We start from the raw sequence: 14,555 nt of genomic DNA, 5'->3' as shown, positions 1-14,555 counted from the left end.
AAGCGTGGCGCACGCAAAAAAATCTGTAGGTACAAGCCACCCCGGCCAGCCGCACTGGCCGGGGTGGTACAACCATCAGTCGCGATTAAACGACTGGAGCACGCCAGTCATCAGAACCCGAAGTACCGGAGACTTCGTGGGTCCAGGTGATTTTGCGGTAGGTGAACTGCACTTCTTCCAGGTGGGTGAAGTGGGCGTTCGACGGGTCCTGGCAGTTGTGCATCTTGTTGTTGATGGCGACGATGATCGCGTCTTCCAGTTTGGTGGTGTAGTAGTGCTCTTGAGTACCTTGAGCCGAAGTGCGGTACCACTGGATAACGATTTCGCTCATGCGCTCGCCGGAAGTCAGCGCCGCTTGCAGCAGAGGCGAAGCCTTGTCGTATACCTTGGTGATGACCACTGGCTTGTGTACGCGCTGACCGGTTGGCTGACCGGATTGCGGGTCACGCGGGATGATCACGTCGTGGGTGAAGGCCTGAACCATGACCTGGTCTTCGTGACCTTCCTGGAAGGTGTTGCCCACGGAGTCGGCGGTGAACGCGCCGGCAGTGATCAGACCTTGTTTTTCGCCAGTGACGGACATGTACGCTGGTGTTGCCATGGGGATGCTCTCCTTGCCTGAAAAAACACAACCGACAGGCACCATTGCCTGCCCGGGTACCTGCTCAGATATCAAGTTCCGTGCCAGCCATCATCTAGCCATTTCGGATCAATGGGTTGGCGGCAATACCTTCGCGTTCCGGGGTTTTAAACTTCGATAAACAGAAAAAAGTGCGCAAAAAGTTGCGCAGTACTGTGCAACTTCTTGCGCACTTGGCTGGAGGGCCTGGTTTAGAGAGGCTTTAAGGGGATTCTCGGGTGAAATTGGCGAAGCAACTGCGCAACTTTTTGCGCAGTTGCAATGTTTAGATTTTCGGCGCTGACGACGCCAATTGCAGTGGACGGTAAGTTTCGACCAAGTGCTGGGAATCGCGTGGATGCCCCTTCGCGAGCAAGCCGGCTCCCACAGGTTTTGCGTCCGCCACAGTATTCTCGAACACCGCAAAACCCAATGTGGGAGCGGGCTTGCTCGCGAAGGCGCCAGCCCAGTCAACAAAGAACCCGAGACGACCGCCATCAGCAGTCTGCGCTCGTCCGCCTCCATCACCTCCATTGCTTCCAGGGCATTGATGATCAGGTTGAGCAGGACTTGCTGCAATTCGACCCGGTCGGCCAATACCGCAGGCAAGTCGCTGGCCAATTGTGTGCTGACCACTGCCCCGCATCGCGCCGCCTCACCGCGCGTGAACCCGCCCATTTCGCCCACCACCGCGTCGCAAAGCATCTTCGCCCGGCCTTTGCCGAGCGAAGATGCGCTCCCCTCACTCCAGCCCAAGCCCCGCACGCCCCAGCGAATTCAGACTCTCCACCGGAAAACGCTCCTCCCACGACCGCTCATAATCCTCACGCGGAAAATCATCCGGCGAAGCGCCCTGCTCGAATGCCCTGAACACATCCCGCGCATAACGCAGATTCTTCGGACACATCGGCGCCGCCGGCACGTACATCACGTTGCCCCAGCCTTGCTGGTTCTGCACCGGCGCGACGCTATGGATTACATCGCAATGCCACCACACCGAATCACCGGCCTGCACATCCGGAATCGGGCTCAAGCCCTCCACCAACAGCGGATGCCATTGCCTCGATACCGGCAGCACCTTGCCCGGCGCCACACCACACAACTCATCTTCGGGCACGTCATCGAGTAGCGGCCGCAGCAGCAGGTAGGCCATCGCCTTGGGGATCGGCACGGTGTGCAGCACGCCTTGATTGGCCTGCATGTCCGACAGCGCAGTCCAGCCCTGAAATGTGCGAAACGCCGAACACTTGACCGTGTCTTTGTAGGCGTATTCATCGACCTCGGTACGAAACGCCGCATCCCACGGGTCGTAGGCCGCGAAGTCGTTGTTATAGATTTTGTCGAAGACCTTCAGATACGCCGGATGCAGCCAGCGCTCCAGCGCCCCGGAATCGGTGTGCGGCCCAAGGCCTTTTGAGTGTGTACCCGGCGGACGCCGGCGCACCCGATCCGGATACAGCGCATTGATGTCCGGGTTGAACCACTCCTGACCGTGCGAATGAGTCTTCCACAATCGATTGAGAAACGCCTGCGCCGTGCCCATCCGCTCATGCTGGCGCAACTGCATCTGTGAGCGCGACCAGTAGATCGGAAAGATCTCCGGCCGCGACGCCTCCAGGCTGCCGAAAAACTGGTCGACCGGCCCGCGATACACCTCATCGAATCGATTCTTGTCGAGGTAATCCAGCAAGCCTTGGTCCCACTGCAGCACTTGCCCGCGGGGGAAATGATTGCGGATCACCACGCAGCCGCGACGCTTGATAAACGCCAACTGCTCGGCAGTCACTGTGCCGCCGGCGATGTCGGCGAACTCCAGCACCGGCCAGCCCGACCCGGTCTGCGCTTCCTGCGCCTTGATCGACGCAATCTCGCCGGCAATAAACTCACTGACTTCGGCGAACAGCCCCTGCACATCGCCGATCTGCGCGCGCAAGGTGCGTTTCATTGTGACGATGCTGTCGCGGTAATTCTCCGGCAGCGTTGCGCTCTCGAATGCCTGGTATTTGCTCATCGGGGGACCTACAGACCTTGTTGTTGGTGCAGGTATGGGATCACTTCCGAGGGTGGCGACGGCAGCCTGATTTGCCGCGTCGGCTAATACGATTGTGGCGTTTAGCAGCGCGCCGCTTACAGAAAGTGATGACCGTGCTGACGGCGAAACTCTGAAGGTGTAAGCCCCTTCAACGCCTTGAACTGCCGATTGAACAGCGCCAGCGACGAATACCCCACTGCCTCGGCAATCAACGAAACCGTCGAGTGCCCCTGCATCAACAGCGCACAGGCGTGTCCGACTCTTAGCCGCACGATGTAGTCCAGCGCCGTACAGCGCGTATGACGGCGGAACATCCGATGGAACGCCGACACACTCACGCACGCCATCTCGGCCAACGCTGGAATGCTGATCGCCTCGGCGTAGTGACCATGCACGTAATCGAGAACCCGATGAATGCGCGGGTCTTCAACAATTTGGCTGCCAGCCTGCGAGTCCGACGCAGAGAGGATTCGCCTGGCATCGACGTCCCGCGTCAGTTTGCTCAACACGGTCAACAGCGCGATCAGACGCTCGGCCGGCTCCTGCTCGACCATCGCCTCGATCAGCGGCCGAATCTCCCGCGACGCCACCGCACTGAAACTCAACGCCTGCCGCGCCGCCGCGAGCAATTGCCGCAGCGACCCCAGCTCCGGAAACAACGCCACAAGCGACTCCGCCCACTCCGCCGAAAACCAGATCACCAGCGCCACATGCGGTTGCCCATGGTCGACCCGCTCCGCCGACGACCAGCTGTGCGGCACATTCGGCCCGACCAGAATCAGATCGCCGTCATCGTAAGGCGCCACGTCATTGCCGATGTAGCGATGGCCACGACTGTTCAACGTCAGCGTCAGCTCGTACTCGGGATGGTGATGCCATTCGAACGGAATCGCCTCCGGCAAACGCCGGTTCAGCAGCGTCCAGGAAGCAGTGGTTGCAGTGGGGACTTTTTCGAAACTGGGTTTCATCGTGACCGATTCTGCTCTGCGGCGCGTATGGCGACGCCATGATCGTATCACCGCGATCGAAATGCTCAAGCCGCGAATCGGTCAGTTTCTCGCTCGTGTTTAAGGTTTTGCCAGAGTCGTTTAAAGACACCCAGTGTTACGTCATCCCAGGCTACAACGCCTTGCGCCATTGCCTACGACTACGCCAGAATCCGCCGGCTTGTGCGCCTAGAGTGCGGGTTCTATCGTGGGTCGGTCGCTGAAAAGCAGCGATCGGGTTTGGTAGCCCGGCACTTCCAGGTCGCATAGCTCCCCTTATGCAGAGGTCGATCTCTCGTCCCTGTTTTATGGTGGTCATGCGTAGGGCGTCTTAGGGCGCGCCGGGCTCCTGGGCCGGTCTACCAACCTGTGCATGGCCGCCACCCTTCGTTTGGTAGCGAAGCGTGATAGCTCCTTAATCGCTTTCCCAGGAGTTTCATCATGTTCAAAGTCACACCGAACCCACCCGAAACCGAAACCGTCTCCCCCTACGAATCCCCCGATTCCCGAAAGCTCAGCGAAGCCGCCGAACGCGCCCTCGACCACTACCTGAATCCCGCCAGCCAGATCATGGCCACGCCCTACACACCTAACGCCATGTTCCTCGCCAACCCCAAAATCGCCACCGAGGAATTGCTGGCGAACGCCAGTGAATCACTGGGTTCAGCGACGGTGATGTTGGGGGATGTGGCTGCGCTGGTTGAGGGGCCGATTCGCAAGACGCTGCTGGGCATTGCGCAGGTGGTGATGCTGGGGGAACTGGCGGTGAATCAGGCGTTGGATAATGTTGTGCCGACGTAATAACTCGTAAGACCTCTGTGGCCGCTAGTTAGCTTGGTGCCACAGAGGGTGTTGCCTAGTGGACATCAACACGAACGGTTCGAAAAGCTACCTGCCACGAGTCAAATTCAACGGAAATCTATATTGAAAATAACAACCGCTACTCGTTTCGATGATGTCGACCATGACGCTGGCTATGAATACCGTGGGGTTAACTACGTCATCCAGAACGGCGAAGACACTTTTATGATCCGAACCTACGACGATGAGCCCGGCAAGGCTACCGTGGTGCATCCAACAAGCATGTCCAAACACTCAAGTCTCAGGGTACTCGTTGGTTTTCTACAATCTGAGCTAAGAGTATCCAGAGTATCCCTCTACAAGGGCGAACTCGGGACCTATGCCGAAATCGATCTCGACAGCCTGGAGTTTCCCTCAGCCTGAATTCAGTAATGACGGCAGCGGCCTATTACGCTCTGCAAAAAAGTTCTGGAACGAGATCAAAAAGTACGAGTACGCGCGAAAATCTCGTTGAACGAGACCTTCACCTCGGGCATCCTTCACGGCGATTTTTCAAGGACGATTTATTTTTATGAATGCCCTGCGTACGGAAGCGACACCGCGCCACAACTCCTCAGATACGCCCCCGCATTTCAGAACTGAAAGCCATCCCTTCTTGGGCGACGGCTACGTAGAGCTGCTGCTCGTAAAAACAGCAATCGCCTAATCAAACTGCCGCCCAACTCTCGCTCGAGAATCTCGAGCTCGCCTACTCACATTTCGAAACGGAACCTCCCATGAGTGGAAAACCAGCTGCTCGCGTCTCAGACCCCACCAGTTGCCCACTTCCAGGACACGGTACCAATCCTATTGCCAGCGGCTCGCCGAACGTATTCTTCGACGGCCTCGCAGCTGCTCGCATGACCGACAAATCCGCCTGCGGTAGCCCGATTACCGGGGGCATCAGTTCGACTGTATTCATCAACGGCCTGAACGCCGCGACAATAGACAGCACCGGAGGCCACGGCAACATTGTCATTGGCGGCTCCGGCACCGTCATCATCGGCGACACCGTTGTATCAGCGCCGTTCAGCGGTTTACTGCCAATGCCGGTGCACTTCAGCGACAAGATCAAACTGGTCGACGGCACGACCGGCGAGCCAATGCCTAATCACGGTTACGCCATCCAACGTGAGGATGGAAGCCTGGAACATGGCGTTAGCGATTCAATGGGCTTCACCCATATGGTGAGTTCGCACTTGGCAGAAACCATCAAAATCTTTCTGGAAGACTAAGTAATGGCTGCAGAGCAAATTGTTCTTCCAAACGGCAACACCGCAAGCCTGGCAGCAACGAAAACATTGACAGCTGCAAATGACTCAACCGTCAAAGCAGTACCAGTTCCGGAAAAGAAAGCCATCGTCTTCTTTATCGGTGGCGCCGCAGACCAGGAAAAGTATTACTTCCAAGGTGCCTATCACAACATCGATGCCGCAAAAAATCTGCTCGACAATAGAATAAGCTCAAACGCAAAACTGAAAACCAAATACACCAGTTGGGCCAGAGGCTACAACGACGCCAAAGGTTCCGGAGACATCAAAACCAACTTCATCGACAAAATACCCAGCAAATCAAGCCCGGTGTATATCGTGGGTCACAGCTTGGGTGGATGGAACGGAGCACATCTTTCTAAAATTTTATCTGAAGCGGGTTACAGCATTAAATTTCTGGTGACACTTGACCCTGTCGGCGAAGGTTTTTGGGTATGGCTGGGCTCGGATATCTACATGTCAGAGCCGCAACCTATCGCAGAGACCTGGATTAACATTCGAGCCAACTCAAGCAAACCCGACTCTTCTGACAGCGTCGCTGATTTCGGCGAGCGCTGGAATATAAAATCCGGTCCGGCCATGAACAAAACCATCGACATCCACCACGCCTCCGCAGACTGGATGTTCATTCAACCTGTTCAGGAAACAAAATCAGCGCTCGATCTGATTTTTGATTCCATCAATGGTATTTTCGGTCAATGAATCTCTATCGCGGCTTCGTTTACCTGACATTATTTCTCTGCGCTGGCTGTGTAAAAACAGCCAACATCCCGCCCGCCGATCTTACTCTGTCGTCTTTCGAATTAGGGCCGAACAATCTTTTTACTGTGAAATTCACTTCAACAGTAGATTTGGCTAGCGCATTCAATGATTTCGAAAACTCTAATCAGCTCACACCAACGCTGACCTGCTCGTTAGACGGCGATATGGATATTTCGTCCGAGCATTCAATCAATATAAAGGCTGAAGGCCTTGTGAACGCGAGCAGCCAAACCAGACCAAATTACACCTTCATTTCAGAACTTGTTTTTTACAATACAAGACCCGATGGGACGCAACTCGATCTGAATGATTACGAAGCCGTCCGACCGCTACTAGCCAATAAAGCTTTCATACCCTGCAAGGTACGCATTACCGCGTATGGATATAAAACCTATTACACAAAGTCATTGATCATTCCAACCATGAAAATGACAGAGCAGATATTTAAAAACCCTTAGCTTTTTAGATGACACCTAAGCAAGCAATTACCTGAAGTATCTGCCCGTTGCTGCCGGATATCCTGGGGATTATTGGCCGAAAGCGGCCCGATCTCCAGTGACTCAATCTCCCGTCACAAACCTGTCACCCCCAACCTGCTAACCTCCCCTCCGCCTCCCCCCCACTTACCCAAGAGCCCCAACAAAAGGTGCCCCAAGGTGTACTCCGTCGCCCCACCTCGCCAAAAAATCATCCTCCGCTCCGAAAACCTCCACTCCGAAGACTTCGGCGCCCTCTTCTCCCGGCTCTTCGGCAATCGCTACGCCGAAACCCCGCCGATCCCCTCCAACATCATCATCGGCGGCGTCTACGGGCGGCACGACGGGGTCAGTTTCCGGCGTATGCATTACCACGGTGATTTCACCGTCACCTTCCCCGACCCGCAGGACGAGATCACTTTTGTGATTCCCACGGCGGGCAAGATTGTGTTCAACCACCGCACCGAGTCCGTCGGTGTGGCACAGGTGGGGTTGGCGATTGATAAGGCGGATATCCGTTCGATGCGGTTTCTCGACAATCACGCGCAGCACGGGATTTCGGTGAATCGGGGGCAGTTGACTGAGCGGTTGGCGGCGTTGTTGGGGCGGCCGGTTGTGCAGAAGATTGTGTTTGAGCCGGTGGTGGATCTGCACTCGGCGGCCTTTGGCGGGATAAAGGCGTTGATTGATCTGGCGACGGGGACGGAGTTTGATCTGTTGCTCAACAGCGGCACGCTGATGCCGTCGCGGTTGCGCGAGATGTTGATCGATGCGGTGCTGGAGGCGTGGCCGCACAATTTTACCGACGCGTTGCGCCAGCCGGCGCCGAGGGTGGCGCCGCGGCATGTGAAGTTGGCGATGGAGTTTATTCAGGCGCATCCGGAGCAACTGGTGAGTGGCGTGGAGTTGGCGCGGTTGAGCAATGTCAGTCAGCGCGCATTGCAGGAGGGGTTTCGGCGGTTTGTCGGGATGCCGATTGTGGCGTATCAGCGGCAGGTGCGGCTGGAGCGGGCTTTCCAGGCGCTGGGGCAGCGGCATTCGGCGTCGGTGTCGGAGGTGGCGTTGCGCTTTGGCTTCAGTAATGTCGGGCGGTTTTGTCAGTATTTTCAGCAGGCGTATGGGGTGAGTCCGGCGCAGCTGAGGGGGCGGGGTTGATTGGTTTATCGGCGGGGATGCTGGTGGGTCAGTTGATGGTGATGTTGGCTGACATGGCGCCTTCGCGAGCAAGCCCGCTCCCACAGGGTTAGTTGGTGGGCTCAGGATTGGCGGCTGGTCGGTGACACGGCTGATGTGCTGGACTCAGGGTTGGCGGCTGGCCGGGATCTGAATGTGGGAGCGGGCTTGCTCGCGAATGCGGTGGGTCAGTTGATGGTGATGTTGGCTGACATGGCGCCTTCGCGAGCAAGCCCGCTCCCACAGGGTTAGTTGGTGGACTCAGGATTGGCGGCTGGTCGGTGCCATGGGGTTATGTGGCGGACTCAGGTTTGGCGGCTGGCCGGGATCTGAATGTGGGAGCGGGCTTGCTCGCGAATGCGGTGGGTCAGCCAAGGTGATGGTGACTGACATGGCGCCTTCGCGAGCAAGCTCGCTCCCACAGGGTTAGTTGGTGGACTCAAGATTGGCGGCTGGTCGGTGACACGGCTGATGTGCTGGACTCAGGTTTGGCGGCTGGCCGGGATCCAAATGTGGGAGCGGGCTTGCTCGCGAATGCGGTGGATCAGCCAAGGTGATGTTGACTGACATGGCGCCTTCGCGAGCAAGCTCGCTCCCACAGGGTTAGTTGGTGGACTCAGGATTGGCGGCTGGTCGGTGACACGGCTGATGTGCTGGACTCAGGATTGGCGGCTGGCCGGGATCTGAATGTGGGAGCGGGCTTGCTCGCGAATGCGGTGGGTCAGCCAAGGTGATGTTGGCTGACATGGCGCCTTCGCGAGCAAGCCCGCTCCCACAGGGTTAGTTGGTGGAATCAGGTTTGGCGGCTGGTCGGTGACACGGCTGATGTGCTGGACTCAGGTTTGGCGTCTGGCCGGGATCTGAATGTGGGAGCGGGCTTGCTCGCGAATGCGGTGGGTCAGTTGATGGTGATGTTGGCTGACATGGCGCCTTCGCGAGCAAGCCCGCTCCCACAGGGTTAGTTGGTGGACTCAAGATTGGCGGCTGGTCGGTGACACGGCTGATGTGCTGGACTCAGGGTTGGCGGCTGGCCGGGATCCAAATGTGGGAGCGGGCTTGCTCGCGAATGCGGTGGGTCAGTTGATGGTGATGTTGGCTGACATGGCGCCTTCGCGAGCAAGCCCGCTCCCACAGGGTTAGTTGGTGGGCTCAGGATTGGCGGCTGGTCGGTGACACGGCTGATGTGCTGGACTCAGGGTTGGCGGCTGGCCGGGATCTGAATGTGGGAGCGGGCTTGCTCGCGAATGCGGTGGATCAGGCGAGGTGATGGTGACTGACATGGCCTCTTCGCGAGCAAGCCCGCTCCCACAGGAATATGCAGTGGACTCAGGATTGGCGATTGGCCGTTCCAACGGGTTTGGTGGTGCTTTGTGAATGGTGGTCATCCTTGACCTTGCGCTGTTTGTCCCTGCTTTAGAACGCGTAACTGGCCTTGAGGCTGCCGCTGAAGCCGTGGCTGTCACCGCCGCCGCTGGCCCCGGCTTCTGCGCCGACGCTGACCGCGCCGAGGCTGGCCATCAGGTTGACGCCGCCGCTGAACTGGTCGCGGTTGTCGAAGGCGGCGCGTTGTTCGATGTCGAGGCCCAGCAGGTGGCTTTGGCTGTTGACGTCGTTGTTGCCCAGGGTGCGTTCGTAGCCAACTTGTACGCCCGGCACCAGTTGCCACGCGCCCATCGCTACCGGGGCGAACGCCACGTTGAGGTTGGCGACGGCGCTGCGGCGGGTGGCAGTGTTGTCGTCGACGTCGAGTGACAGTTCGCTGCCCTTCTCTTTGAAGCCTTTGAGGTCGAGGTGGCTGATGCGCACGCCAAGGCTCGGTTCGAGGATCATGCCGTTGACCGGCGCGCGGTAACCCAGCGCCAGCGTCGCGCCGGTGAGGTTGCCGTGGGTGTCGCCCTTGGCCGTGCCGAGGCCGCCGCCGAGGTCGCGTTTGCTGTCGTAATCGACGTAGCCGGCGCTGGCATTGGCGTCGACGAAGAGCCCGCGTTCCAGACTGGTGAAGCCGTAACGCGCACCGAGGTTGAAGAAGGTGAAATCGGTATCGGCCTCGCCGCCCGCGCCGCCGACGGTGCCTTTGCTGTAGCCGAAACCGCCGCGTGCGCTGAGTTGTTCGGAGAAGCGCTGGGTGATGCCGACCATCAGGCCTTGGCTGTGTTCGTTGCTGCTTTCGGCGTGAGACGAGCCGTCGGTGCCGAGGTAACCGGCGAGCGCGGTGGTCCACAAACGGTATTGCCCGACTTTCAGATCGGAGCCGCTGGCGTAAGGTGCGGCGGCTTGTTCGATCAACGCGTTCTGCCGCAGCAAGTAGCTGGCGGCGTCGGCGTGAACCTGGCCGCCGACCTGGGACTCGACACCGCCGAGGGTGCCGGCGTCGATCGCCGATTGCAGGTAGTAGTTGTAGGCGCTGTAGGTGCCGGACAGGTTGCTGTTCTGCAATTCGCGGAGCAATTCGGCACCGGCAGCGGCGTTGCCGATCAGCCCGGCCTGACCCGGCAGGCTGTTGTACTCGACCAGTTTGCCGCGCAGGACGTAAATGGTTTCCTGCGACAGGCCGAGGCCTTGCTTGAGGTAGTTGTCCATGCTGCCGTATTCGGCGGTGACCTCGTCGAGACCGGCCTGGAGGTAACTGGCCTGCACCCCCAGCAGCGGCGCGTAGACCGAGGCCATGCTTGGCGGCATCGCTTTAAGAGTCGCGGCGACGCGGGCGGCGGTGTAGTCGTTGGTCGCCAGGTAGTTGGCCATGATGGTCGCATTGTCGACACCGGCGATGCTTTGCAGCACGGCGGCGGTCCAGCCGGTACGGTCCTTGCCGGCGGTGCAGTGAAACAGTTGAGCGCCATCGGTGCTGGCCAGCTCGTTGAACAGCTTGCCGAACTGACCGCGCATCCCCGCATCGCTGACGAAGGCGCGGTTGGTCTGCTCCATCATGGCGATGGCGTCGGCAGCGCTTTTGAACGACACGGTGGTGATGTTCGCGCCCGAGGTGGTGCTGCCGATGATGTCGATGTTCTGGTAGGTCGCGCCGGTCAGCATCGTGTCCGGCGTACCGGCGATTTCGCTCGGCGTGCGCAGGTCATAGACGGCTTTAATGCCGAGACTGTTGAGGGTCGCCAGATCCGCTGCCGACGGCGTGATCGCGTTGGAGCGGTAGAACACGCCGCCACGCATGTTGCCATCGTGGGCCGTGGAATACGCGGTGGTCAGGCCGGCGACATCGCGGAAGTTGTCGATGCTTTGCAGGCGCGGCGTGTCGAGCACCACAGGTTCGGCGGCGTGGGCAGCGGCGATGGACAGGCTCAAAACGGAAAGCGAACACACAAGACGTTGAAACACAGTGCAGCCTCATTGGAATTACCGTTGGGCTGGCTACTATCTGCAATCAACTGATACCGAATATGACAGAACGACTGCGCAAGGAAATGGCTGCGCGATCGGGCCGTGGGCCGCGTTTTTTGTCCGTATCTGCCGGAGAGCCACTGTAGGAGTGAGCCTGCTCGCGATAGCGGTGTGTCAGACAACGCAAATGTCAGCGATATACCGCTATCGCGAGCAGGCTCACTCCTACAGGGTTCGGTGATGATGTGGAGTTTTCGGTTGAAGGCGATTCCGTCCATAATCCCTCCCCCAAATGGACTGACACAGGAAATGTGAAATGGACACCACTCAATGGCTCGGATTGTTCGAGCGCGCCTTTCGCGGCATGGAGAAGAACCTGGAGCAAGTGCTGCAACTCAACAGTTGCCGCGAGCATTGGATTCAAGCCCAGATAAGCCTTCAAGCCTGGTTCGAAGATGAGGTCGAGATCTGGACGGATCTGCCGATAGGCGACCGACGCAAGGCAGACCTGTACTCATTGGACGACAACGGCGCTCCGAGGATGGTCGCCGAAATCAAATGCCTGGGCGATGTCTCGCAAGCCAAGTGCCTGGAAGGCGATTGGTCAGTGCGGGCCGATGTCGACCGCTTGCGCTCTTTCGAATGCCCCACCCGCCTGTTCGTCCTGGTCATCGCCAAAGGCGAGCGCGAAACCAATACCGGACGCCGTCTTCGCGAAGATGAGTGGGTAGATGGCCGGACATGCGTCACCGTGGATCTGCAATTTGCCCTGATTCGGATGTGGGCGTTGTAAGTCAGGTCTTCATCCACTTCTGAACGCGACATGGGCCACTGCGAACAAGGACTGCCAATGCTAATTGTCTTCAGCGGCCTGCCGGGAACCGGAAAGACCACCATCGCCAGATCACTCGCGACCCGGCTGGATGCGACCTACCTGCGTATCGACACGATCGAGCAAGCCATCCGCAACGCCGGGGTTCTGGCTAATGATGTCGGTACCAGCGGTTACCGGGTCGCCAACGAGCTGGCCATGAACAATTTGCGTCCCGGCCACAGTGTCGTGGTTGATTGCGTGAATCCGGTCGCTGAGAGCCGGCAAGCGTGGGCCGACATCGCGGTTCGCTCGGGCGCGCCGTTGCTCAACATCGAAGTGATTTGCTCTGACCCACATGAGCATCGTCGCCGGGTGGAGCATCGGCAATCAGACATAACGGGGCAGACTCCCCCGAGCTGGTCTTCTGTTGTGAATCACGAATATGAGGCCTGGACGCAGCCGATCCTTCGGCTCGACACCGCGAGTCTCTCCGTGGATCAGGCGGTGAAGATCATCGTGGGAGCTAGCCCTGCTGGCGATTGCGGTGCATGACGATCTCCAGCCCCTCGCCCACCTCCGGCACCTGAAAGTAACGGGTGATCAAATCAAACTCTGCATCCGAAGCGGCAAACTCGTGCTCCGCCAGCGTATTACGCGCATGCAGACGAGCACGGCAGGTGGCGTCATCCACTTCCAGGTAATGCAGGCAGTGCGGCACTCGCGCGCTATCCGCCAGCCCTCGCAGCCATTGCCGATCCGCCACGGTATTGGCCGGAAAATCCAGCACCACACTCACCCCCGCGCTAAGCACATCAATCACCAACGGCCCCAGCACTCCGCGAATCTGCCGCGCACATCGAACGTAATCGGCCACGGATTTGATCTGCTCCGGATACAGCCGCGACAGCCACTGATCCTCACTGATCACAAGCGCGCCGTGCTCCTCAGCCAGTGATTTGGCCAGTGTCGATTTGCCCGAGGCGATCTTGCCGCACATCAGGTGTAGTGTGGGTACACGCATTGGGGACGTTTCCTTATGTCGATTGCTGGATAATGCCCAACACCTGTCAGCGAGGCAATTGAGGCGCATGCCCCAACGAGGAACCCAGATGACCACAATCACCGCACGCCAATGCTCGTCCTGGCTGCTACTCACCCTGCTCGCCACCACCCTGGCGCTGACAGCCGGCTGTTCAAGCAAGCGCTACGCCACCATCGGCTCGAACTGCTACGCCAAAGCCGTGCCCACTTCCGGCGAAGGTGGTCTGGCCTGGGGCGACACCTTGAGCATGGCGCGCAAGAAATCGATGAATAACTGCATGCGTTATGCGGGCCGCTCCGGCGGAACACCGAACACCTGCCAGGTGGTGCAGGCGCAGTGCAAACGTTGATCGCCGCACACTGCACCAAGCTGCCTGGCTCCCTGAGCAGGCCAGTCAAAATTGCGTCAACAGCGCATCAGTGCCCTTTCTTCTAAACCTTCGCGCCATCAGGCCGCTATAACCCGGGCGACCATCACGTATCCGGTGTCTTCCCGAGGCCTGCGGATGCAGCGCTCAACATCTTCACAGCACAGAAAGGTCATCCATGCGTCAACTTCTCCCCCTCGCCCTCAGCCTGACTCTGATCGGCTGCGCCACCAGTAAAGTCGATGTCCGCAATGAGGCCGAGGCTGCCAGGTACGATCCGGTCACCGGTGCCCGGGTGCGATTGATCACGGGCGATAACGCCCACGGCGCGTACTTCAACGGCCAAAGCTGTGAAAAGTTCATGAATGAAACGTTCAAGGGTGGTTCGCCTGAGGAGTCCGGCTGGAAAATGGCGCATAGCGATTCCTCGGGGGTCTATCCATTCAGGGACTCGGACCATCGCAACAGCGTGGTCGGCATGCCGGCCAGCCAGACAAGCCGGAATATCAACAGCACCACCAAACAGTTCGATGAATACGTGGTGCAAGCTAATAAACCGTTTTTGGCGGTTTTCGGCATGGTGGGTTCGATTGCCTGCTCGCCCAAACCCGTGTCGTTCATTCCGCAACCGGGGCAGGATTATGAGATGCAGTTGAAGATCGTCAAACTCAGCACCTTCAGCGCAGGCTGCATTGTCGAATTGAACAAGCTCTCTGTCGTCGGCAATAACACCGTGGAAACCCCAGTCCCGAAACAATTCTGTGCCAAAGGTGCAGACGGCGCGTTTCACACGATGGCTCCGGGAAACAGCGGCGAACTCGCTCACTGATAGCCCGC

At 58.6% G+C, this 14,555-nt stretch carries 15 protein-coding genes; 10 read left to right on the top strand and 5 right to left on the bottom strand.

The window, feature by feature from the left end:
- Positions 1-85: 85 nt before the first annotated feature.
- The 3 genes from ACS4NR_RS06225 to ACS4NR_RS06215 all read right to left on the bottom strand — a co-directional run bounded on the left by ACS4NR_RS06225 (position 86) and on the right by ACS4NR_RS06215 (position 3,619).
- The gene (locus tag ACS4NR_RS06225; protein WP_027613808.1) at positions 86-601 is read right to left on the bottom strand and encodes an Hcp family type VI secretion system effector; all 516 of its coding nucleotides are present in this window, start codon (positions 599-601) and stop codon (positions 86-88) included.
- A 760-nt stretch (positions 602-1,361) separates the two neighbouring features.
- Complete coding sequence (locus tag ACS4NR_RS06220; RefSeq protein ID WP_456019401.1) at positions 1,362-2,630, bottom strand: DUF1479 domain-containing protein; 1,269 nt, start codon at positions 2,628-2,630, stop codon at positions 1,362-1,364.
- Positions 2,631-2,746: 116 nt separating this feature from the next.
- Positions 2,747-3,619, bottom strand: coding sequence for a helix-turn-helix domain-containing protein (locus ACS4NR_RS06215; RefSeq protein ID WP_456019400.1), 873 nt, complete (start codon positions 3,617-3,619; stop codon positions 2,747-2,749).
- Positions 3,620-4,078: 459 nt separating this feature from the next.
- On the opposite strand from ACS4NR_RS06215, the gene ACS4NR_RS06210 reads away from it, so the two are divergent.
- The 6 genes from ACS4NR_RS06210 (at position 4,079) to ACS4NR_RS06185 (ending at position 8,141) form a co-directional block, all read left to right on the top strand.
- The gene (locus tag ACS4NR_RS06210) at positions 4,079-4,438 is read left to right on the top strand and encodes a DUF6124 family protein (protein ID WP_456019399.1); all 360 of its coding nucleotides are present in this window, start codon (positions 4,079-4,081) and stop codon (positions 4,436-4,438) included.
- Positions 4,439-4,561: 123 nt separating this feature from the next.
- Positions 4,562-4,861 carry a hypothetical protein gene (locus ACS4NR_RS06205; RefSeq protein ID WP_456019398.1) on the top strand — a complete coding sequence of 100 codons (300 nt, stop codon included), beginning with the start codon at positions 4,562-4,564 and terminating at the stop codon, positions 4,859-4,861.
- A 353-nt stretch (positions 4,862-5,214) separates the two neighbouring features.
- Positions 5,215-5,712 carry a PAAR domain-containing protein gene (locus tag ACS4NR_RS06200; RefSeq protein ID WP_456019397.1) on the top strand — a complete coding sequence of 166 codons (498 nt, stop codon included), beginning with the start codon at positions 5,215-5,217 and terminating at the stop codon, positions 5,710-5,712.
- 3 nt (positions 5,713-5,715) lie between these two features.
- Positions 5,716-6,450, top strand: coding sequence for an alpha/beta hydrolase (locus ACS4NR_RS06195; protein WP_456019396.1), 735 nt, complete (start codon positions 5,716-5,718; stop codon positions 6,448-6,450).
- On the top strand, positions 6,447-6,968 hold the full coding sequence (locus ACS4NR_RS06190; protein ID WP_456019395.1) for a hypothetical protein: 522 nt from the start codon (positions 6,447-6,449) through the stop codon (positions 6,966-6,968). Before ACS4NR_RS06195 ends, ACS4NR_RS06190 begins: the two co-directional genes overlap by 4 nt.
- Positions 6,969-7,166: 198 nt before the next feature.
- Positions 7,167-8,141, top strand: coding sequence for an AraC family transcriptional regulator (locus ACS4NR_RS06185; RefSeq protein WP_456019394.1), 975 nt, complete (start codon positions 7,167-7,169; stop codon positions 8,139-8,141).
- Between the two features lie 1,431 nt (positions 8,142-9,572).
- Here the strand turns inward: ACS4NR_RS06185 and ACS4NR_RS06180 are convergent.
- Entirely contained in the window at positions 9,573-11,492 is a 1,920-nt protein-coding gene (locus ACS4NR_RS06180; protein WP_456019393.1) for a tyrosine-protein phosphatase, read from the bottom strand.
- Between the two features lie 319 nt (positions 11,493-11,811).
- Here ACS4NR_RS06180 and ACS4NR_RS06175 point away from each other — a divergent pair, with 319 nt between their 5' ends.
- Positions 11,812-12,288, top strand: coding sequence for a hypothetical protein (locus ACS4NR_RS06175; protein ID WP_456019392.1), 477 nt, complete (start codon positions 11,812-11,814; stop codon positions 12,286-12,288).
- Between the two features lie 57 nt (positions 12,289-12,345).
- Positions 12,346-12,861: an AAA family ATPase gene (locus ACS4NR_RS06170; RefSeq protein ID WP_456019391.1), complete on the top strand. Its 516-nt coding sequence runs from the start codon at positions 12,346-12,348 to the stop codon at positions 12,859-12,861.
- Here ACS4NR_RS06170 and ACS4NR_RS06165 read toward each other — a convergent pair.
- A complete protein-coding gene (locus ACS4NR_RS06165) occupies positions 12,833-13,330 on the bottom strand; it encodes an AAA family ATPase (protein WP_456019390.1) in 498 nt (165 codons plus the stop codon). The two genes, ACS4NR_RS06170 and ACS4NR_RS06165, sit on opposite strands and share 29 nt — an antisense overlap.
- 88 nt (positions 13,331-13,418) lie before the next feature.
- On the opposite strand from ACS4NR_RS06165, the gene ACS4NR_RS06160 reads away from it, so the two are divergent.
- Together ACS4NR_RS06160 and ACS4NR_RS06155 are read left to right on the top strand one after the other, a co-directional pair.
- Positions 13,419-13,700 carry a hypothetical protein gene (locus tag ACS4NR_RS06160; RefSeq protein WP_095135309.1) on the top strand — a complete coding sequence of 94 codons (282 nt, stop codon included), beginning with the start codon at positions 13,419-13,421 and terminating at the stop codon, positions 13,698-13,700.
- A 196-nt stretch (positions 13,701-13,896) separates the two neighbouring features.
- A complete protein-coding gene (locus ACS4NR_RS06155; RefSeq protein ID WP_456019389.1) occupies positions 13,897-14,547 on the top strand; it encodes a hypothetical protein in 651 nt (216 codons plus the stop codon).
- Positions 14,548-14,555: the final 8 nt, after the last annotated feature.

This window comes from Pseudomonas sp. JQ36 (genome assembly GCF_053851495.1).
Note: the sequence above shows the minus strand (reverse complement) of the source record. Positions and strands in the feature narration are given on the sequence as shown.